Source organism: Spirosoma litoris (assembly GCF_054776755.1).
Window position 1 is genome coordinate 513,310 of the sequence record NZ_BAAHBI010000010.1, and the last position, 22,430, is coordinate 535,739.

General features: G+C 46.4%; 18 protein-coding genes. 12 read left to right on the plus strand and 6 right to left on the minus strand.

The genetic code is table 11. The features are described 5' to 3' along the window. The first annotated feature begins 47 nt into the window (after positions 1-47). Positions 48-386, plus strand: a complete 339-nt coding sequence (locus ACYVGR_RS08620) for a hypothetical protein (RefSeq protein WP_460955534.1) — start codon at positions 48-50, stop codon at positions 384-386. 139 nt (positions 387-525) lie between these two features. On the opposite strand, the gene ACYVGR_RS08625 is transcribed toward ACYVGR_RS08620, so the two are convergent. Further along, entirely contained in the window at positions 526-1,287 is a 762-nt protein-coding gene (locus ACYVGR_RS08625; RefSeq protein ID WP_460955536.1) for a hypothetical protein, read from the minus strand. A 385-nt stretch (positions 1,288-1,672) separates the two neighbouring features. Here ACYVGR_RS08625 and ACYVGR_RS08630 point away from each other — a divergent pair, with 385 nt between their 5' ends. Further along, positions 1,673-2,464 carry a UDP-2,3-diacylglucosamine diphosphatase gene (locus ACYVGR_RS08630; RefSeq protein WP_460955538.1) on the plus strand — a complete coding sequence of 264 codons (792 nt, stop codon included), beginning with the start codon at positions 1,673-1,675 and terminating at the stop codon, positions 2,462-2,464. Positions 2,465-2,481: 17 nt separating this feature from the next. On the opposite strand, the gene ACYVGR_RS08635 is transcribed toward ACYVGR_RS08630, so the two are convergent. The 4 genes from ACYVGR_RS08635 to ACYVGR_RS08650 form a co-directional block, all read right to left on the minus strand. After that, positions 2,482-3,210, minus strand: coding sequence for a carboxypeptidase-like regulatory domain-containing protein (locus ACYVGR_RS08635; RefSeq protein ID WP_182463249.1), 729 nt, complete (start codon positions 3,208-3,210; stop codon positions 2,482-2,484). 259 nt (positions 3,211-3,469) lie between these two features. Beyond that, entirely contained in the window at positions 3,470-4,303 is an 834-nt protein-coding gene (locus ACYVGR_RS08640; protein ID WP_460955540.1) for a phosphatidate cytidylyltransferase, read from the minus strand. After that, positions 4,284-4,502: a putative signal transducing protein gene (locus tag ACYVGR_RS08645; RefSeq protein WP_460955542.1), complete on the minus strand. Its 219-nt coding sequence runs from the start codon at positions 4,500-4,502 to the stop codon at positions 4,284-4,286. The genes ACYVGR_RS08640 and ACYVGR_RS08645 overlap by 20 nt, the downstream gene beginning before the upstream one ends. Positions 4,503-4,539: 37 nt before the next feature. Further along, positions 4,540-5,421, minus strand: a complete 882-nt coding sequence (locus ACYVGR_RS08650; protein ID WP_460956086.1) for a lysostaphin resistance A-like protein — start codon at positions 5,419-5,421, stop codon at positions 4,540-4,542. A gap of 246 nt (positions 5,422-5,667) precedes the next feature. On the opposite strand from ACYVGR_RS08650, the gene dusB reads away from it, so the two are divergent. From dusB to frr, 6 genes are all read left to right on the plus strand, one after another. Further along, positions 5,668-6,660 carry a tRNA dihydrouridine synthase DusB gene (dusB, locus tag ACYVGR_RS08655; protein WP_460955544.1) on the plus strand — a complete coding sequence of 331 codons (993 nt, stop codon included), beginning with the start codon at positions 5,668-5,670 and terminating at the stop codon, positions 6,658-6,660. Positions 6,661-6,748: 88 nt separating this feature from the next. After that, positions 6,749-7,657 (plus strand): DMT family transporter, encoded by a 909-nt coding sequence (locus ACYVGR_RS08660; protein WP_460955546.1) that lies wholly within the window; start codon positions 6,749-6,751, stop codon positions 7,655-7,657. A 42-nt stretch (positions 7,658-7,699) separates the two neighbouring features. After that, on the plus strand, positions 7,700-8,206 hold the full coding sequence (locus tag ACYVGR_RS08665; protein ID WP_460955548.1) for an acyl-CoA carboxylase biotin carboxyl carrier protein subunit: 507 nt from the start codon (positions 7,700-7,702) through the stop codon (positions 8,204-8,206). 18 nt (positions 8,207-8,224) lie between these two features. Next, positions 8,225-9,178: a sugar phosphate isomerase/epimerase family protein gene (locus ACYVGR_RS08670; RefSeq protein ID WP_460955550.1), complete on the plus strand. Its 954-nt coding sequence runs from the start codon at positions 8,225-8,227 to the stop codon at positions 9,176-9,178. 65 nt (positions 9,179-9,243) lie between these two features. After that, entirely contained in the window at positions 9,244-9,975 is a 732-nt protein-coding gene (gene pyrH / locus ACYVGR_RS08675) for a UMP kinase (protein ID WP_460955552.1), read from the plus strand. 80 nt (positions 9,976-10,055) lie between these two features. Further along, positions 10,056-10,616, plus strand: coding sequence for a ribosome recycling factor (gene frr / locus ACYVGR_RS08680; protein WP_460955554.1), 561 nt, complete (start codon positions 10,056-10,058; stop codon positions 10,614-10,616). A 105-nt stretch (positions 10,617-10,721) separates the two neighbouring features. On the opposite strand, the gene ACYVGR_RS08685 is transcribed toward frr, so the two are convergent. Continuing rightward, positions 10,722-10,976 carry a hypothetical protein gene (locus ACYVGR_RS08685; protein ID WP_460955556.1) on the minus strand — a complete coding sequence of 85 codons (255 nt, stop codon included), beginning with the start codon at positions 10,974-10,976 and terminating at the stop codon, positions 10,722-10,724. Between the two features lie 189 nt (positions 10,977-11,165). Between ACYVGR_RS08685 and ACYVGR_RS08690 the strand changes: the two genes are divergently transcribed. From ACYVGR_RS08690 to ACYVGR_RS08705, 4 genes are all read left to right on the plus strand, one after another. Beyond that, complete coding sequence (locus ACYVGR_RS08690) at positions 11,166-12,359, plus strand: glycosyltransferase (RefSeq protein ID WP_460955558.1); 1,194 nt, start codon at positions 11,166-11,168, stop codon at positions 12,357-12,359. A 221-nt stretch (positions 12,360-12,580) separates the two neighbouring features. Beyond that, entirely contained in the window at positions 12,581-13,420 is an 840-nt protein-coding gene (locus ACYVGR_RS08695) for a TolC family protein (protein WP_460955560.1), read from the plus strand. Between the two features lie 9 nt (positions 13,421-13,429). Next, entirely contained in the window at positions 13,430-15,619 is a 2,190-nt protein-coding gene (locus ACYVGR_RS08700) for a GumC family protein (protein ID WP_460955562.1), read from the plus strand. Positions 15,620-15,726: 107 nt separating this feature from the next. Next, positions 15,727-22,428, plus strand: coding sequence for an amino acid adenylation domain-containing protein (locus tag ACYVGR_RS08705; protein ID WP_460955564.1), 6,702 nt, complete (start codon positions 15,727-15,729; stop codon positions 22,426-22,428). Positions 22,429-22,430: the final 2 nt, after the last annotated feature.

Below are 22,430 nucleotides of genomic sequence, written 5' to 3' on the forward strand. Positions count from 1 at the left end.
TCCAGACCTGCTAAATCGTCTTTTTTACCCTCTAAAATTCAGTAGCAATGAAACAAAATCTCTTTATTCTCGGCCTATTGCTTAGCCTTACCAACAGTTTATTCACCCAAAAACCAACTGATAATTTTGCGGGCAGTTATAAAACCGACGACGATGGTGCCCTTATTGTTGTCAGCAAAACCAGCAATGGTTTTTTGGGTATCGACCCGGCCAAACGGGTGGTTCTAAAAGACATAAAGTTTGTCGATGGCCAATGGAAAGGGCTTGTTTATAACCCCAAAAAAGACATAACCGCCGAATGTGAACTGTTTCTTATTGGGAACAAACTGAAAATAGTAGCCCACAAGGGTATTCTGACAAAAACCGTTTATTGGGAGAAGCTTTGAGCAGGGGTGAACGTCAGAATCTGCTACAGAATTGATAATGCCGTAAATCATCATTGATACGGAACTTGATTTCACAAAAAAGGTGAGTTGAAAATAGCCTATTTTCAACTCACCTTTTTTGTGAAATCAAGTATTCAGATTATAAACGACGAACGTATTCGTTCTCAGCAATTTTTTCAATGAGTACTTCGGCCAAGCTTTGTGCCTGTTCTTTTTTCGCTTCAGCTTTGCCTTTGGTTTCAACGGTCACATTGATGATGTGATTGTTGTAGAGAACGTGCAGAGCGCCAGTGGTTGCATCCCAAACGGCTTTATCACCAACGTTTGGAACCGCTTCGTAATGACCCGTGCTGGCGGCATGCTCTGTATGCGTAGCAGCAGCTGTTACACCGCCATGTTGTGGCTGGTGATCATCTGTCGAATGGTGTTCGGTAGCTTCTTCATCGCTAACGATGGCTTCAGGGCTAGTGCCTTCTGAGCTGTTGACTGTTGCTGATTCAGGTGCTTCAGTTACTGGTGCAGGGGCAGCAGCCGGTTTATTCTGATACATCTTGTCGAAAAGATATTCAGCCTGATTTATAGACGGATAAGGTTTCGATCCACCAAAGGAAACAAGAACTTTATTCCCTTCCCAGGCGAATTCGCAGCCGTTGTGTCCGTGGGCTTCTTCTAATTCTGCTTTTTCGCCTAAATTAAATGTGCTGCGGACATACTCTTCGCCTAAAATGTTGCAGGGCTCGTCGTACCCAAAATCGACAGATAGTGTGTTGACACCTGCCACTTTTTTGGCCAGAATAGGGCTGGCATCCATTTGGCTAGCTGGATCAGAAGTGTCAGAACCAGGGTTACTGCAGGCTAAACAAAGTACGGGAAAGGCCAGTAGTAGCGATTTGATTTTCATGGTCTATTTGGAGAAAAGCCAAAATTAGCGTTTTCTTAAATACCATTTTAGTCAGCCAGATGTTTTTACATGATCAGATAATCGACAATCCTACTCGCAAACTGAGTAATATTAGCTTCTCCAGCCGATTAAAGCGACGTTTTTAGTTCGTGGATCAGGTTTTTGGTTTTTGTAAAAGGCTGTTAGTGAAGGAATTCCTATTGCTTTTTATCGTTAGTCAGGAACTAACCACTGATAACCTATTAGCGATACGAATAAGAGAAAATATTCATTGAAGGTTCGGCGTGAATAGATTGTCAAAACAGAAAAAGGTACACTCAATACCTTCTTTCTATATTCGTATCGGGTTTCGTTATGTAGTTTTGCGGCAGAATAAACCGCATCCATGTCCGAGATCGAAACCATTCCCCTTGCTTCTGGTCGAAAAGTCTATTTCGCTTCTGATTTTCATTTAGGAACCCCCTCGCATCAACAAAGCCGCGACCGGGAACGAATTATTGTTAACTGGCTCGATACCATCCGAGCCGATGCCGATGTGATATTTCTGGTCGGAGATGTATTTGATTTCTGGTTTGAATACAAAAAAAGCATTCCCAAAGGGTTCATCCGCTTGCAGGGCAAACTTGCCGAACTCACCGATGCCGGTATCCGTATTGTGCTTTTCACGGGTAACCATGATATGTGGATGAACGATTACTTTACCCAGGAAATGGGAATTCCTGTCTATCGGGAGCCACGTCGCTATAGCATTGGCGAAAAACGATTTTTCATAGGGCATGGCGATGGGCTAGGGCCTGGTGACTATGTTTATAAACGGCTCAAAACGGTCTTTGAAAGCGGCTTAGCTCGCCAGCTATTCCGTTGGGTACACCCCGATTTGGGCATTGGTCTGGCTCATGCCTGGTCGCGCCGAAGCCGGATCAGCAACCAGAAGAAAGGGGAGGAGCATTTTTTGGGCGAAGGGCGAGAGTGGCTTTGGCTGTATGCAAACGAGGTAGAAGCCAAAACCCACCACGATTTTTACATTTTCGGTCATCGGCATCTACCACTCGATTTAGCCGTAACACCAAACAGCCGCTATATCAATCTCGGCGAATGGGTTTCCGCTAAAACCTATGGAGTTTTTGATGGAACGGATATCCAGCTCAAAACGTGGGAACCTAATTCGGGCAGCTAAATGAAAGCAATGCTGAATTAATTGGTTTCATTCAGAATATCTTTGCGGGATACGTTTTCGCGAGGAGCTTTGTTGATTTCGCTTCGCCACTCTTTCGTTTTCAGGTCGCCACGTTTAACGGAGCGAATGAAGTTAGCCCAGGCAAACGGGTTGGTAAAGGCGAACGTGGGCGTGGCACTGCGGCCAATAATAGACTCTCGTCCGAAGAACTGTTGATTCACGAAGTTCTGGTGGTTAGCCAGTGCTCCCATCGGCATTGTGGCCGCCTGACGCATAATAACAGTCGGGTCCATGTTTTTAGCCAGATTCTCCCGTTCTTTCTCGTCGGGGAGTTTCAGGTTCACAAAGGCCTCTTTAAATAGCTCTTCCGTAGCATATGGATAAACCTTTACCTCTGCCAGCGTTTTAACATCTTCCTGCAACGCTACTACGGCCGAATACGTAAGGTCTGTTATCCGACGGGGAATAATGTGGTATTGCGTACGGAAACCGACATAGCTGAAAATGACGCTATCGCCTGGAAACACAGGCAATGCAAAATAGCCATTGGGTGCTGCTAAAACCCCTTTCCCCGCTTTCGGAATGTAAATGTAGGCACCTGGCAAGGCATCATTGGTTTTACCTCCGGTGATAAAACCTGTGAACGTTATCTGTCGTTCCTGCCCTTGCGCCTGTACGGTCGTAAAGAGTCCCGCTAAGGCAGACAACACCAGAATAAAAACCAATAACGTCAATGACTTCTTCATGGACCTACAATCTAAACTACAACGTAAACTAGTAAAAGGCAGTATAAGGTTTCGGCTACCCGAATTTTAAGAAAGATTAGTACGGATACCCTGTCAAATTTAAGCATTATGACTGGAAATTGCCCCAACTAAAATTCGATTTAAGGTTATTTAAGACCCTGAAATCGAATTTTAATGGATCAATTTCTGATAGATGGGGCCTGGAAGTCGGCTATAAAAGGCTATCTAATTGCTTGTAAAAGTTGAGCTTATACCTGATTTACGCGAACAATTTCAGGAAGGTGATAATAAATGGCGCGGCAAGTAGCAGGCCATCAAATCGATCTAAAAATCCACCATGTCCCGGAATGCTACTGCCCGAGTCCTTAATGGCGATGCTTCGTTTAAACAGCGACTCAACCAGATCGCCATAGGTGCCGGTTACGACAATAATACCGCCAACGCAATACCATTGCCAGGGTTTGAGTTCGGGCGCCCAAAAGGTTAGTCCAAGGGCTATCAGAGCCGCGGCTGCTGCGCCACCAATACTACCTTCCCAGGATTTCTTGGGAGAAACCCGCTCAAAGAGTTTACGCCGACCAAATTTAGTCCCGGCAAAATAGGCCCCTATATCACTGGCCCAGAGGAGCAGTAAGCAGCCCGTAATAATAGCCGGATGATAGGTGCCCCCTTGCAAGGCTAAAATGATTAATAAAGCAAATGGCATGGCCACATAGATAATCCCAAGGAACGTGAAGCCGATATTGGTAAAGGGCTTCATGTCGCGCTTCTTGTAGAGCTTGATCAGGAAAATCATAGAGGACGCCGGACAAATCAGAAAGTAATTACCCGTGCCGATTTGATCGGTTTCAACAAAATAGGCTAGTACACAAATCATGCAGCCTACAACAGTGCCATAGGCGGTAAGCGGTTCAAATCCATCGAGGCCGAGCAGACGGTAAAATTCGCGCTGGGTGAGTGCACTGACTACGCAAAAGAGTAAGGCAAACGTCCAGGCGTCATACCAGATCATAAACAGAATAAACGGAACACCTGCTACAGCCGCAATAACTCGTTGTTGCAGGTTCGATAAGTTAGCTAAACGTTGCTTCATTTTCCAGGATTACTTTGGCCAGAACTGCGTCTTTAGCCAGCACATGAACCTCGCTCTTTCCCCAGCCTATACTAGGATAACTGCTACTTTGTTTATTAACAACTACTGCCGGAATGTCGTGTTCGAGCAATAAAGCCTTTGCCAGTTCGGCCCGATGAGGTAGCGGGCTGGTATAAATTGATTCCCAGGTTTCGGTCATTGTGTTGTGTATAGAAATCGTACTGGCCGACCAGTTTCTACGTCTGCTCTGAATTTATCTGCTTAAAATAATATAAGAGGCCCGTTGTAACCAGTAAGGCAACCAAGGAGCCCAGAATTGGCACGGACTCAGTGCTTTCAATATCCATGGTAGTCATTTCTTTCTGGTGTAAATAGACCATCACAACGGTAAAACCGTTGTTGACAAAATGGGCTAAAACAGATACCCAAAGATTGCCTGACCACAGATATAAATAGCCAAACAGAGCGCCGAGTAGCATTCGAGGGAAGAAGCCCAGAAACTGTACGTGGATAGCACTGAATAAGGCTGCTGCCAGCCAAATTCCCAGATGAGCATTACCTGTCCAGCGGATGAGATTACGTTGTAAAATACCCCGAAACAGCGTTTCTTCACCAAGGGCTGGGATAACTGCAATAACAAGAATGGCAATCAGCAGCTGACCAATTGTTTTAAACGAAGTAAGGTACTTTGTTAGGCCTGATAATTTTTGTTCCTGATCGCGCATCCATTGCTCAATGGGCGCCAAGGTTTCGGGTAAGTGGAGGTTTTGATTCCATTCGATAATCAACCCATCGAATGGCATAAACGCAATGACGATAAGGACGACGATACTAAATCCAGCTACTGCCGAAACAGGTCGAGGGTTAAACTGATCCCACGTTCGTCGTTCAATCGCGTACCAATACAATAACGAGGGAAGGAAAAATGTGCCGAGGTGGTTGACGGCCTGAAGCAACATGAGCTCATACCAGTTGGCGGGTGTGCCGGTTGGGTTAATGGCTAGTTCTTTCAGGTAACCCTGCGTTTCCGTAAAGTCCATTCCTTTACTCAGTGCCAGAATACCAAGCAAAAGATAAGTGCTGACAACACCTCCGATTAGGATAAAACCGACAAGCATAGTCAGCCCACCAAGGGTAGGTGGCCGTGAATTGGAGGCTTCTTGAAAGTGGAGTGGCTGCATAATTTCGGTAAATATACGCAATACGAGTTACGAAGAATGTTTTTCGCTTGAGTTGCTTCGCAGATCAACGGAACCAAACTGCCGGGCAAATCGTAACTTGTACATCCTTTGCGGGTAGTTTTAATTACTGCTCAATTAATTAAACGAAAATAGAGCTGGGTTTGGGAACCCATAAGAACAAAAATGGTCAATATTGGTACGATACAACTTCCGGATTTTCCACTGCTACTGGCACCGATGGAGGATGTTAGTGATCCACCGTTTCGGGCAGTCTGCAAAGCCAACGGTGCCGATCTGATGTACACCGAATTTATTTCGTCGGAAGGGTTGATTCGTGATGCCGCCAAGAGTGTTCAGAAGCTGGATATTTTTGAATATGAGCGTCCTATTGGCATTCAACTTTTCGGTTCGGATGTAGAAACCATGGGCGAATGCGCTCGTATTGCCACGCGAGCCAATCCCGATCTGATCGATATTAATTATGGCTGTCCTGTTAAGAATGTAGCTTGCCGGGGCGCTGGAGCCGCTTTGTTACAGGATATTCCTAAAATGGTTCGGATGACCGAATCTGTCGTGAAAGCGACTCATTTGCCCGTAACAGTGAAGACTCGACTGGGTTGGGATGAGAGCACGAAGAATATTGGCGAAGTTGCAGAACGTTTGCAAGACATCGGGATAAAGGCGTTAACGGTTCACGGACGTACGCGCGTACAGATGTATAAAGGTGAAGCCGATTGGACACTTATTGGCCGTATTAAAGAAAATCCACGGATTCAAATTCCCATATTTGGTAACGGCGATATTGACTCGCCTGAAAAAGCGCTGGAGTATAAAAACCGTTATGGAGTTGATGGGGTAATGATTGGTCGGGCTAGTATTGGGCATCCCTGGATTTTTAACGAAATCAAACACTTTGTTAAAACAGGCCAGCATTTGTCTCCACCTACCATTGCTGACCGGGTAGCGGTATGCCGTCAGCATCTTGATTTCTCGATTCGCTGGAAAGGAGAAATTGTAGGACTCTTTGAGATGCGTCGACATTATGCCAATTATTTCAAAGGACTACCCGATTTCAAACCTTATCGGATGCGCTTAGTAACTACTGATTCATATAGTGGTGTAAGTGCTATTCTGGATGAAATAGCTGAAATCTACGACATTGCGCTGATTGCTTAATTTTCATGTTGGGGTCGACGGAATTACAGGACTAGCCGGATTTTCGCATAAAAAACTATCTTGCAGTTTCTGTAATTCTACCTCAACAATGACTGCTGAAGAACCTGTCGTAATTCCTCAGAAACGACCACTATTAGCCTGGATACTGCTTTGTTCGCTCGCGTTGGTCTGGGGCAGTTCATTTATTCTGATCAAACGTAGCCTGGTTGCCTTTCCTCCAGAGCAGGTGGGGGCCGGACGATTAGTTTTTGCGCTCTTCTTCTTTACGCCTTTTCTAGCACGACAAAGCCGTCAGGCCGATGTTCGTGTGGCCGTTCGACACCGTTGGGTTGCCTTGCTGGCATCGGCTGTAATTGGGTTCGTTGTCCCGGCCTTTCTATTTGCCGAGGCAGGAGCTCATCTAAACAGCTCGCTGGCCGGTGCCTTAAATTCACTGAGCCCATTATTTACGCTGATTCTTGGGGGTGTATTTTTCGGTCAATCGCTCAAGATTCGACAAGTTGCTGGTATTTTGCTTGGTTTAGGGGGCTCGTTACTCTTGGTGTTTTTTAGTGCAACGGGTTCATTTCAACTAAATAAATATGCGCTTTTGGTTGTACTGGCCACGATTTGTTATGGCCTGAATACAAACTTGATTGGGCGCTATTTGAGTCACCTTCCTGCACTCGTATCGACCGCCTGGCTGTTTGCCTTTGCTGGTCCAATAGCTCTACTCACACTTATGCCGACCGATTTTTTGAGTCGGGTTATTACCCATGAAAATAACTGGTCATTGGGGGCATTGGTTACCCTTGGCGTATTTGGCTCGGGCTTAATGTCGATCTTTTTTAATCGGATTATGCAACTGGCCTCGCCTTTGTTTGCTGCTTCGGTCACGTATCTAATTCCCATTGTTGCCTTGATGTGGGGTGTTTTAGATGGCGAAACCATCTATCCGGTGCAATTTGCCGGAATGGGTGTGTGTTTAGCTGGAATCTGGCTGGTAAATAAATCGTAGTGTATTTTCTTCAAAACAATAACCCGGCGAAACAAAAAAAATATGTATACCGCAACTCTTGCCGACTCTGAACTTGCTCCTTTCTCAATTGACTTTCTTCCCGAAGGCCAGACACTAAACGGCGAACTATTTGCCTGGGACTTGGTCAAACTTTCTGATCGGACGTTCCATATTTTACACCAGAATCGCTCATTCACAGCCGAAGTGCTGGAACTGAACACAGCCGAAAAAACGGTCACGCTGAAGATAAATGGGCATATTTATCCAGTAAAACTAAAAGATCGCTTCGACCAGCTGCTTGAAAAAATGGGTATGAGTACGCTGGCCAGTGCAAAAATTAATGAGCTAAAAGCGCCGATGCCTGGTTTAATTGTGGGCATTAGTGTACAACCAGGTGATGAGGTTCGTAAAGGGGATAGTTTGCTGATTCTGGAAGCTATGAAGATGGAAAACATGTTGAAGGCACCTGCTGATGCGACTATAAAAACAATTCGAGTTAGCAAAGGCGACCGCGTCGAAAAAGGGCAGGTATTGGTAGAATTTGCCTGAAGCGGTGTTTAGGTGAGTATGGACTCCTTGCATTCTCGTCGTCATTTTCTGAAGCAGGCTACGCTGGTTGCTGGCTCATTGCCATTGATACCTTCGGCTATGAATCAGTCGATTAATCGGGTCGAAACAGGCTTGCCCGACATTCATATTTTCTCGAAACATCTGCAGTTTCTGAACTACACCGATATGGCCGATGCTGCGGCCAGTATGGGGTTCGATGGAGTTGACCTAACCGTTCGTCCCGATGGCCATGTGGTACCCGAGCGGGTAGAGGACGATTTGCCAAAAGCGGTTGATGCGCTAAAAAAAGCCGGACTTCCACCTAAATTGATGACTACAGCCGTCGGTGACGCGACCAACCCGATTGACAGACAACTGCTGGAGACAGCCGCTAAATTAGGCTATCAGGCATATCGGATGAAATGGTATTCCTATGATGCTAAGCGTTCTATGCCCGATTCGATTCTGCAATTTCAGAACCAGTTACAAGCGTTAGGAGAACTGAATAAAAGCCTGAAATTAGTAGGGTGTTACCAAAATCACGCGGGTTTGTTAGTCGGGGCATCCGTTTGGGAACTTTGGGAAATCCTTAAAAAGGCTGACCCCCAGTACATGGGCATTCAGTATGATATTCGACACGCTACCGTCGAAGGAGGAACGTCCTGGCCGAATGGGGTTCGGCTGCTATTGCCGCAAATCAAGACCATTCCAATAAAAGATTTTCGTTGGGAGAAAAAAGGAAATCAGTGGGTAGTGCAGGATGTGCCCCTGGGAGAAGGCATGGTTGATTTTAAAACGTACTTTCAATTATTGAAAAAAGCCAACCTGCAGGTGCCTGTGTCCCTGCACATTGAGTATCCGATGGGCGGTGCCGAGCATGGGACTACACACCTATCGATTCCCAGAAATGATTTATTTATGGCAATGAAGCGAGACCTGAACCGACTTAAAGAAATGTGGAAATCGGCATAAGCCAGCCTATGGGCGTTGCTTCCTTCTGGCCTTTTTCCCTATATTTGCCCGCAAAATTTCCCTACATGACATCGCAGACAAAGTACAAACGCATCCTGCTCAAGCTGAGCGGGGAGGCTCTGGCTGGGCCAAATGGTTACAATATAGATCCAGCTGTTCTCGAACAGTATAGCAAAGAGATCAAACAAGTAGTCGATTTGGGCGTACAGGTAGCCATCGTTATTGGTGGGGGCAATATTTTCAGGGGCGTGTCGGGTGAGCGTTCTGGCATCGACCGGGTACAGGGCGATTATATGGGTATGCTGGCAACGGTTATCAATGCGATGGCCATTCAAAGCTCGCTCGAAAAGCATAAGATGTATACACGAGTCATGTCGGCTATCAAGATGGAACAGGTTTGCGAACCTTACGTACGTCGGCGGGCAGTACGTCACCTCGAAAAAGGTCGAGTGGTCATCTTTGCCGCAGGAACGGGTAACCCTTATTTCACGACCGACTCAACGGCGGCCTTACGAGCAATTGAGGTTGAGGCTGACGTAGTGCTCAAAGGCACGAAGGTAGATGGGGTATACACCGCCGATCCGATGAAGGATAAAACAGCCACGCGGTATACGAGCATTACCTTCGACGACGTTTACGAAAAGAAACTGAGTGTTATGGACCTTACGGCCTTTACGCTTTGTCAGGAAAACAACCTGCCCATTATCGTATTTAATATGAATAAGCAAGGCAGTTTGCTCAAATTGATAGAGGGTGACGACGAGCAGGGTACGCTCATTACAATGAAATTACCATAATTAAATAGATTGAGTGATTGAGTGATTGAATGGAATAACCAGTCACTCAATCATTCAATCACTCAATCACTAAGTAAGACATGGAAGAAATCGAGTTGTTTCTCGACGATGCAAAGGACACGATGGAAAAGGCGCTTAAGCACTTAGCCATTGAATTGACTAAAATTCGCGCCGGGAAGGCTAATGCAAGCATGCTCGATGGCATTCAGGTTGAATACTATGGAATGCTGTCGCCTTTGCATACGGTAGCATCCATCAATACGCCCGATGCCCGTACTATTTCGATCAAGCCATTTGAGAAAAAGATGATTGGCGAAGTAGAAAAGGCGATCCGTAATTCCAGCCTTGGCCTGAATCCGAATAACGATGGTGAACAGATTCGCCTGAGTATTCCACCATTAACCGAAGAGCGTCGTCGTGATCTGGTGAAAAAGGTGAAACAGGAGGTTGAAACCGCCAAAGTCAATGTTCGGAACATTCGTAAAGATACGAACGAGGATATTCGTAAGCTCACAAAAGATGGCGTTTCAGAAGATGCCGTAAAAATGGGTGAAGAACGCGTTCAGAAACTTACCGATGCGTTCATTGCGCGTGTCGACGAAATATTTGTTGCGAAAGAAAAGGATATTCTGTTGGTATAAATTGTTGAATCATCCTAATCGTAAAGCTTCAGCTCTCAATGAAAACCGATCGTAAACGATCGGTTTTTTTATGTGATAAAGATGGCCTCCCTGTTGGCTAGAGGCTTACGTTGTCTGCCGAATAGCCGAATTCAAATAATCTTTTGCGGTTCGGCTAATGGTCTCTTCATCAACGGCGACGACTAATTCGCCCCGGTGTTCGTACGGAAATACTTCTCCCGTTAATGCGTCAAAAATACCGTAGGGTAGCAAATCGTATTCTTCATAACCCCAGAATAAAAAATCGACCGCGTCGGAGGAGTCGTCGAACCCCACGGCGTAGCCAATTTCCTGCTGAGCGAAAACAACGATGTAGCGCATAACCGTATATACGAACAGATTGGAATTAGGGTTGCGTCATATAGTGTGACTTGGTCACAAATTATTGGTCTTAAAAGGCAAGGATTCTGTTGGGGGGAGTTCGGTTGGAAGGCGAACAAATACCAATTTTCCGAGAAATTTATTAGACGGTAGGTTGTGGCAAGATAGGGTTAATTGTTTTAGTTAATTATGCAGTTTTTCTACGTTATATATATCCTCTTTTTAGGAATTATTTCACTAAATGTCTTATACTGGATCGTATTCGCTATAGCTGGCCGATTGGGTAAGGCTGATGATACGGATCAGGCGCAGGCACCTGTTTTTTTTAGGAAAATAGGCGTTTTAATTCCCGCTTATAAAGAAGATGCCGTCATTATTGAATCTGTTACTGAAAACCTGAAACAGATATACCCGTCAGACCGATTTGAACTGATTGTCATTGCCGATTCATTCCTACCTCAAACACTCAGCCGGTTGGCTGCTTTACCTGTTAAAGTTCTTCCTGTTTCTTTTGAGGTGTCTACCGTTGCCAAAGCCATTAATTCAGCGTTAAATAGGTTACCGATTGAAGAGTACGATATACTAGTTGTATCAGATGCTGATAATCATATGGCACCTGATTTTCTGAGCCGCATCAATACTGCTTTTGGGCAGGGGTGGAGAGCCATTCAAGGGCATCGGGTTGCCAAAAATATCAATACAAGTATGGCTATTCTAGATGCCATCAGTGAAGAAATCAACAACCATATTTTTAGAAAAGCCACGCGGGTATTAGGGTTCTCGTCGGCTACCATTGGATCGGGTATGGCATTTGAACCCGCAATTATGAAAGCGGCAATGACAACGCAACATACCATGGGTGGCTATGATAAAGAGCTGGAAACCAATGTGGTATTAAATGGTCATACAATCGGCTATCTGGAACAAGCCTTTATTTACGACGAGAAAGTGGCCCAACGGGTGGTTTTCGAAAACCAGCGTACCCGATGGATTGCTGCTCAGTGGCAGTTTGTGAAGTTCTATTTCTGGAGCGGTGTAAAGGAGCTTTTCTCGGGTCGATTTGCTAGTGGATTCAAAGTAATTCAAGCCATAATCTTACCCAAGATTCTTCTGTTAGGACTTTTGATTATCAGTTGCCTATTTGGGATACTGGCCGGAAAGGCATTGTTGTGGCAAATTCCAGTTGTTTTGTTGTTAGTACTAATCGTAAGTTTGGTAATCTCGGTGCCTACGTATTTGTGGAAACGTCTGAGTATGAGAGAATTACTTCTTATTCCGATGGTATTGCTCAGCTTTGTTCGGGCGGTACTGAATATGCGGAAAGCCTTTAAGCGATTTATGCATACTCCCCACACGGGCTCGGCTGATACGCAAGTGCCTTAGCAGATGAACCAGTTGGGCTAACTCGAATAGGCAAGTGTGACAAAATAGGAATAAATTAGTCAAAATCAGGAATAGACAGGTAACAAAAGAATAAAACTGGTAGTTGATTTGAAGTTTTGATTTTTCCGGTAAATGAAAATGATAAGTTATTGTGTTCTAGAAATAGGAAACTTATTGAATAGATACTTGTAGTAATAAAAACATGCGTAAATTTTTATAGAATGAGATTCCGTTTATTGCGATTAAACACAATACTTATTTGCCGATTTAGTCTTTTCTGCCTGATTGGAGTTCTTACTATATCGCTCTGCTCAGGGCAGAATAGAGGGGCTCGTGGGCTTGTTTCATTTGGGGCGTCGTCTGGTTTTGCTGATGATACCTTATACCTCGATATAAATCAGGACATAGCTGGTCAGTTGCTACCGTTTGATGATTTAATGAAAATAGCGGTAACGCACTCACCGTTTGTAAAATATCAGACAGAAGTGACGAATTCGCTGAACGAAGGATATGAAATAGCCAAATTGCAAATTCTGCAAAACGTTGCCGGGGCTGCCAATTATTCAACGGGGAATCAGGTGTTGGTCTCGACTGGCGCTCTACAGCAAGGAGGCACATCAACATCACAGGGGAGTACCCTTGGGCAAATTGCCAACGGTTACCGGGTCGGCATTGATGTTCGGTTTCCGCTCTATGAGTTGTTTGGCCGAAAGCACCAGATACGCCAGGCGCAGGCTAATTATAAAGCGGCTGTACATCAGAGAGAAACGGTTGAGTTGTCGCTGAAACGTGATCTGATTGGTATTTATCAGGATATGATTACGACGCAGCAACTCCTGAAAATTTTGTTGATCGATGAGCAGGCTTCGTTGACTGCCCTTCGTGTTGGGGAAGTTGAAATTCAAAAAGGTCAGATCACGGCCGATTTGATGGCGTCGATTACTAGCCGTTATGTTCAGGCAAAAACGGCCTCAGAGCAAGCGAAAGGCAATTTTCTGAAAAATGTTCGCTATTTTGAAGCATTAATGGGCATGCCTATCCAACGATTAAAACGTAACTAAACGAATTGTATGTCAGTCGAGGTCTTTTTGCGCTTACTGAAACAGCATATACTCTGGTTCATTCTCATTCCGGCAGTGACTGCAATTGCGGCTTTTTTCGCCACCCGGAATGAAGCCAAGGTGTATAGATCACAGGCTACTCTTTATACCGGGCTGGTTTCTCGCTATTCGCTATTATCAGATCGAAATAATGCCTATCAGGATCGGTCGGCTAGTGCGTTCGACAATATTCTGACTACGCTGAACTCTCGGGAAACCCTGCTTCAAATCGGGGTTTCTCTGCTTACAGATCACCTTCAGCTTCGGCGTCCCGATTCGCTGGTATTAGGCTATGCAGGGTTCCAGAAACTGCACAATGCGATCACACCCGAATGGGAAAACCTATATTACATTGCAGCAGACTCGACGCTCTTACATAATACCCTAGATAGTTTAGCAAAAACACCATCTGATAATCCAATAAAAACCTTACTGCTGAAATCAGATTCGTATTATTCCATAGCCCACCTGGGCGAAAACATAAAAGGCTCTGCTCGTAAGAATACGAATGATGTTTTGTTGATGGAATATGAATCTGACGATCCTGCGGTATCGCAGCGGACATTACATTATGCCATTGAATACCTGAACAAACGTTATTCGACGCTCAAAACCTCCGAAACCAATTCCGTTATTGGTTATTACGAAGCCAAGTTAGAGAAAGCGAAGGCAAAACTGGCGCAGGCAGAGGCCGATTTGCGGGCCTTCAGTGAGAAGCATCAGGTACTGGATTATGATGAAGAAGCCAGAAATGTTGCCTCATCGCGTGAGGCCTTAAATAGCGAATACAATCAGGAGCTGATGCGGAAAAATGCCGCTAAAGCCGCTCTCGATGCCTTAAATGGGCGTATGGGTCAACAGGGGAGTATTCGCGCTGCCAATAACGATTTAACCGAAAAACAGAAGAAATTAAGTGATGCCGAGAATAAACTAGCCAATGCCCGAGCCTATGGCCAGCCGCAAACGGTAATCGCTCAGTTGCAGGCCAGTGTCAAACAAGCTTCGGAAGATTTAAAAGTTAGTGCGCAAAAATATGATGCGGCAGCTAATTCGAATGATGCCATTCCGGCGCAAACAATGGCCAACGACCGTTTAATGAAGTCGCTGGAATACGAAGAATCGTCGGCCCGATTAGAACTCTATAAGAAACGAATGGATGACTATGCGGCCAAGACCAATGAGTATGGGCCGTTAGGAACCCAGCTTCGTCAGTTGAATCGAGCGTTAGCCATTGCAGAAAAAGAATACCTGGACTTAATACAGAATGTCGATCAGTCGAAAACGCGTCGTCAGGATGTATCGATTGGTGGAACATTGGAGGTTTTGGATGCTCCGGATTTTCCGTTAGTTCCGCTGCCATCCAAGCGCATACAAATGGTGGCTATCGGCTTTGGGGTCGGGCTTTTCATTGCCCTATTGCTTACAGCCCTTCGTTTCTGGTTAGACAAGCGCATCCAGTCGCCCGAACAGGCTGAATCCATGATTGGGATGCCTGTTGCCGCTTTATTCCCAACGGTCAAAAAACCACAGGTGTTTACAAGGGCTTCAATGGCATCGCGGAGTATGTTTGAACAGCTCTTCAACGCCATCAATGTTGAGGTGACCCAAAATACCACTAAGCCATATCCACCCATTATTACCCTCTTTAGCATCCGATCGAAACAAGGTAAAACCTGGGTGGCTAATGGATTGGTTGACCTTTACGAAAACGCAGACCAGAAGGTAGCCTATTGCTATCCACGGGTGACCGGAAAAGAGCAACGGGAGTTTAAACAGGGGGTAACGTATTTCCCGTACACCATTCGTCCCGATTTTATGAATGTTACGAGCGTCGATTACCTGGTTGATTATAATCAGGGGTTCGATGGCTCACAGTTTGACCGAATTATTCTTGAACTCCCCGCTCTGATTAACAATCAGATTCCGGTTTATCTGCTCAAAAGCAGTGCTTTATCCTTATTAATCATTGATGCAAGTAGTCCCTGGGCCAGGGCCGAAAAGCAACTGTTAAGTATGTATGTACGCGTAACGAACCAACCCATATTTACGGTATTGAACCGTGTGGAAGGGAATTACGTCGAGGTGCCGGGTAGGGCCGATGTCATGCCAAAGCCTGTAATTCCTGCCACCTCACTACAACCCCAACGGAATATGCTTTGAGCATCACTACATAACGATAAGTAAACACACTGGCAGATTCATTCGTCTACCAGCGAGTGCTACACTCGTGCATAAGGCGGATTGTTGATCCTCAATCAATTAACTGTATGGGTGTCTATGAAGACATAAGCCGGGGCATCCTTTCCCCGCAGTTTGTTCATCAGCTTGTCGAGCAAGTTGTACTTGACAATCCAGACCATTTGGCACTGGTGTTTAAGGATAGTGAGCTCACTTATCGTCGGTTGAACGATCGGGCAGATGCGCTCGCTCAGGCTATTCTAGATACCGATCCAGAGGCCGAACATATTGGGGTAAGTACGACCCGCAATCTGGAAATGATTGTGAGCGTACTGGCGATCCTGAAATCAGGGAAAGCCTATTTACCGCTCGATCCTGCCTATCCTGAATATCGGCTACAGCAAATTAAGGCTGATTCTGGTCTCCGAACCTGTTTGACGACGGCGCAGGATGAGTCGCTTTTTAGCCAGTTAGGACTTAAGGTAATTTTGTCGGATCGGGTCTATACTCAGCCCGAACAAGTGATGAGCCAGCACGGCAGCACGGCTTATGTGCTATACACCTCTGGTTCAACGGGTAAGCCAAAAGGTGTTTGCATGGGACATAGCCCCCTCATGAACCTATTGCAGTGGCAATCGAAACAGTCAACGGCGGGTTTGGGCAGTCGGACACTTCAGTTGGCTCCGTTAAGTTTCGACGTTTCGTTTCAGGAGATTTTTGCCACACTGAGTACAGGTGGCACATTGATGCTGATCGATGAAACGCTTCGTCTGGATCTGAACGCATTATTACGCTTCATTGACGAACAGGAAATCAATCGGCTCTTTTTGCCATTTGTCGCGCTCCAGTATCTGGCTGAAGCCGCTGTGAGTACCCAACTATTTCCGGTGCAGTTGCGCGAAATCATGACAGCTGGAGAGCAGTTGAAGATTACCCCTCAAATTGCCCAATTCTTTGCAGCATTGCCTAGTTGTGTTTTATTCAACCAATATGGCCCTACGGAATGCCACGTAATCACGCAACTGGCCTTAACGGGTGACCCCGCCAACTGGCCACCCCTGCCGACTATTGGTCAGGTGATTGATAACGTTAGCGTATTTGTGGTTGATGATTCGCTGACCATTCTGCCTGATGGCGATGTGGGAGAACTCTGTTTTGGCGGAGCTTGCCTGGCTGAAGGTTACCTGAATCAACCAGCACTAACCAGCGAAAGATTCATTGAGTTAAGTACTCCGCAACAAGAAAAGATGCGGATTTATCGCACGGGCGATCTTGGTCGTTTGTTGCCCGATGATACAATTGAGTTTCTGGGACGTCGTGATGATCAGGTCAAAATTCGAGGGCATCGGGTTGAATTGGGCGAAGTTGAAGTTATTATCAATCAACTTACTGGTGTTAAGCAGGCTGTAGTTGTTGCTCGTGAAGGAAATGACGGGCAGAAACGCTTAGTGGCTTATCTGGTAGCCATTGATGCTCATGTATCCAAAGCGAGTATTCGAACTCAATTGGAACAGCAACTGCCCGACTACATGATGCCCTCTGCGTTTGTTTGGCTAGACGAGCTTCCTAAAACCAGCAGTGGCAAAGTTGATAAGAAACAGCTACCAGCACCCGAACAAAAGCGGCCAGATCTGGCAGTGGCCTACCAAAAGCCTCGAACCGACCTGGAGCGGAAAATCGCAGGTTTGTGGGCTGAGTTGCTTCAAATCGATAAAGTTGGTCTGGATGATAATTTCTTTGAGCTTGGCGGGAATTCGCTGCTGGCTCAGAAAACCGTTGCGCAGTTAAAACAACAGCAACAAACGTTACCCGTTACCAAACTATATCAATATCCAACGATTGCGGGTATTGTTACTTACTTACAGCCACAAAAAACAGAACAACCCAATCGACTGACGAAAGATGTCTCGAAACCAAAAAGAGATACGTTGGCTAATCAACGAGACGATGTGGCAGTCATTGGCATGGCGGGTCGTTTCCCCGGAGCAAATACAATTGAGGCCCTTTGGGAACTGCTGAAACAAGGTAAGGAAACGACTCGCTTTTTTACCGATAGTGAACTAGATGCCAGTATACCAGCTAGCCTTAAAAATGATCCACTTTACGTAAAAGCAAGAGGAGTCATTGAGCAGGCCGACCAGTTTGATGCCCAGTTCTTTGGACTAACGCCCAATGTGGCCCAGCTTATGGACCCCCAGCAGCGCATCTTTTTGGAGATAGCCTGGGAAACACTCGAACAAACAGGCTATCTGCCCCAACATTTCGATGGTCGTGTGGGGGTATTTGCTGGTTGCGGAAACAATACGTATTACCTGAACAATGTGCTTGGTCATCAAAACCTGGTTGATCAGGTGGGCGCTTTTCAGGTGATGACCCTGAACGAAAAAGATTATATAGCCTCCCGAACAGCCTATCAGCTGGACTTGAAAGGCCCAGCTGTCAGCGTATATTCGGCTTGCTCGACATCGTTACTGGCTATTTCGCAGGCAGTTCAGAGCATTCGGAATGGGCAGTGTGAGCTGGCATTGGCTGGCGGGGCTAGCATTACCACCCCGCTCAACAGTGGTCATTTGTATCAGGAAGGAGCGATGCTAAGCCGGGATGGCCATTGTCGTTCGTTTGATGCAGACGCTCAGGGAACCGTGTTTAGCGATGGGGCAGGGGTTGTTTTGTTGAAAAATGTAGAAGCTGCGTTGCGTGACGGCGATACGATTTATGCAGTTATCAAAGGGGTGGGGGTTAATAATGATGGTGGAGGCAAAGGCAGCTTTACCGCGCCAAGCGCCGAAGGACAAGCTGGCGCTATTGCCATGGCTATTGCTGATGCTTGTATTGATCCAGCCACCATCAGTTATGTCGAAGCCCACGGAACAGCCACTCCGCTAGGTGATCCGATTGAAATTGATGGGTTGATACAAGCATTTGGTGAGCAGGTCGAAAAGCAATACTGCGCCATTGGGTCCATCAAAAGTAATATGGGCCATTTGACTCAGGCGGCAGGCGTGGCCGGACTGATTAAAACGACTCTGGCTTTATATCATAAGCAACTACCGCCGTCCATTAATTACGACGCCCCTAACCCCGCCATTGATTTCGAAAACAGCCCATTTTTTGTCAATACCAAACTTGCCGATTGGGAAATTAATGGAGCCGATGCGAATCCACGCCGGGCAGGTGTGAGCTCGTTTGGGGTTGGGGGTACAAATGTGCATGTAGTGCTGGAGGAATTTGAACAGGAACTACCTGTTTCAGATAGTGGTCGACCTGCACAGTTGATTACCTGGTCGGCAAAAACACCCGCCAGTGTAGAGGCCTACGCGCAAAACCTTGCCACTGAACTCGATCAACAACCGACTCTGAATCTGGCAGATGTAGCGTTTACCTTGCAAACAACACGTGCTGATTTTAAGCATCGTCGGTTTGTAGTAGCCTCTAGACCAACTGAATTGCGGGATACATTAGTGGACAGTTCGAAGTCATCGGGAATAAAAGCAACGACTGAGCGTCCTGATGAAGTTGTTTTTCTATTTCCGGGACAAGGGGCGCAATACCTGAACATGGGTCGGGATTTATACGAGCACGAGGCTGTATTCCGACAGGCTGTAGACAGTTGTGCGGCCTTGCTGAACCCATATCTGGACACGGACATTCGTGAGGTGATGTACCCCGAAAGTCTGAGTTCAGAGGCTGAACAGCGGTTGAAAAATACGCGGTATACTCAACCGGCGCTCTTTGTTACAGAATATGCATTGGCTCAATTATGGATGAGCTGGGGCATAGAACCCTCTGTTTTTTGCGGGCATAGTATTGGCGAATTCGTTGCGGCTCATTTGGCGGGTGTGTTCTCACTTTCGGATGCGCTAACCTTAATTACTGCTCGCGGACGGATGGTCAGCGAATTGCCACGGGGTAGTATGCTGTCGGTTCGACTCGCAGCGGATGCAGTGCTGGCAATCATGCCGCCAACAATCTCAATGGCTGCCATTAATAGCTATACACTCTGTGTTGTGGCTGGTCCCGATGAAGATATTGCTGATTTTGCGAGGTTGCTCGACGAACGGGAAATTCCTAATCAACCGTTGTTAACAAGTCACGCCTTTCACTCCGCCATGATGGACCCAATTGTGGATGAGTTTAAGGCGATTGTTGCGGGTGTTTCGCTAAATCGCCCTAAAAAACCAGTCGTATCGACTGTGAGTGGTACTTGGTTGACTGACGCACAAGCGACCGATCCTACTTATTGGGCAACCCATCTGCGTGCTACCGTGCGTTTTGCGGATGCGCTCGATACGCTCCTTACCTTCGATAATCCGCTCTTTTTAGAAGTTGGTCCAGGTCATGTAACGGCTACACTGGCTCGTCAGCAGGCGGCTAAAAAGCCCATAACGGTTTTGGCTGGTTTAGCGAATCAACCTGATTGGACTAAAACCTGTCAGGCCGTTTTAACGACCTTAGGGCAACTATATATGGCCGGACTTAAACCTGACTGGAAGGCTTTTTATGCTGGTCAGCAACGCAGCCGCGTCGTATTGCCGACCTATGCATTTAACCGAAAACGCTGCTGGGTCGACCCAGTCGTTCGATCAGCCGACCCATTGGAAAGTACACATTTCGCTTCCTCTAATCAATCGTTATCAATATCTAACCCACCAGAAACGCAAGCCTCAGCGGTTACTATGAGAAAAAATACCCTACTCAACAAAATTAACCAACTCCTCGAAGACGCATCCGGTATTGAAATGGATGGTGTCGCGCCTGATACAAGCTTCCTGGAGATTGGCTTCGATTCGTTGCTACTGACACAGGTAGCCTTGACGCTCAAAAAGGAGTTTGGCTTGCCAATTACGTTCCGGCAGTTAACGAGTGAATATACATCGCCTGAACAACTGGCCAACTACCTCGATCAGGCTTTGCCTGCTGAGGTTCAACACCCAGCTCCCGTATCAGCGCCAATACCACCAGCAGTGAGTCAACCTGTTGCTGTTCAGTATGTACAGAACCCAGCTTCGAATAATCCGGCCTTAGATCTAATCGCGCAGCAACTTCAATTACTGGCGAAACAGCTAGAATTACTCCAGGGTGGGAGTGCGGTGGTTCCTATTGCAGCTCCAGTAGCCCCAACTACTATAAAGTCAATTTTGACACCCAGTAATGGCGCTACAAACGGGAGTTCGAATGGTCATCATAAAGCCGACTCTGCTGCCGACCTGACTCCCGAAGAAAAAGTTGAGCTGAAAAAGCCGTTTGGTGCCACAGCTCGTATCGATCGCCAGGCTTCGGAGTTAACCGCGAAACAACAGGATTTTTTACAGCAGTTTACGGAGCGGTACACGCAGAAAACAGGCAAGAGTAAAGCATACGCACAAGAGCATCGGACTCAAATGGCCGATCCTCGGGTGGTTTCGGGTTTCCGGCCACTAACGAAAGAAATTGTGTATCCGCTGGTTGTCAATCGCTCAAAAGGCAGCAGACTCTGGGATATTGATGGTAACGAATACATTGATGCGCTGAATGGCTTTGGCTCAAACATGTTTGGCTACCAGCCAGATTGGGTCAAGGAGGCATTACATGAACAAATTGAGCTCGGTTTCGAGGTGGGGCCTCAGCATGAACTCGCTGGCGAAGTTTGCCAATTGATTTGCGAATTAACGGGTACAGATCGGTCGGCTTTGTGCAATACCGGCTCCGAAGCTGTATTAGGTGCCATGCGGATTGCCCGAACCGTTACGGGCCGGTCATTAATTGTTGCCTTTTCGGGTTCCTACCACGGCATTGTCGACGAAGTACTTGTACGCGGCACCAAAAAACTTAAGTCATTTCCGGCGGCACCGGGTATTATGCCCGAAGCAGTCCAGAACATGCTGATTTTGGACTATGGTACGGAAGAAAGCCTTCAGATTATTCGGGAACGGGCACATGAATTAGCAGCTGTTTTGGTCGAACCCGTGCAAAGCCGCCGACCTGAATTTGTTCCCATCGAGTTTCTGAAGGCAGTGCGGTCCATTACCGAAAAGTCAGGTACCGCGCTAATCTTTGATGAAGTTATTACTGGATTCCGGACGCATCCGGGAGGGGCTCAGGCACTGTTTGGTATTAAAGCCGATTTAGGTTCATATGGCAAAGTGGTTGGGGCTGGTTTACCCATTGGTGTCATTGCGGGTAAACGGGAATTTATGGACGCGCTTGATGGCGGGTTCTGGCAATATGGCGACCACTCGGTACCCGAAGTGGGTGTAACCTATTTTGCTGGAACATTTGTCCGGCATCCATTGGCTCTAGCTGCCGCCAAAGCGTCCTTAACTCATATGAAGGAAGTTGGACCAGGTTTGCAACAAGCGTTAACCCAAAAGACGCAGCGACTCGCCGATGGTCTTAACGTGGTACTAAAAGAGTATACTCTACCGATTCATGTCGTTAATTTTGGCTCACTTTGGAAAATAAAGTTTAAGGAAGATATAGTATATGGGGAGTTGTTGTTTACTTTAATGCGCGAAAAGGGAATTCATATTTGGGATGGATTTCCGTGCTTCCTGACAGAGGCCCATACTGATCAGGAAATAGAGATAATAATTCGCCGGTTTACCGAAAGCGTTCGGGAACTGATAGATGCCGGCTTTTTCAAAAAAGATTCAAATCCAATAACCAGTACTGGACAAGTTGGTGCAAGTTTGGCTAAGGATACCCCACCTGCTCCTGGTGCTCGATTGGGCCGCGATCGGGAAGGGAATCCCGCTTGGTTTGTTCCGAATCCAGATCAGCCCGGAAAATACCTCCAGGTTGAATTAAATTGACT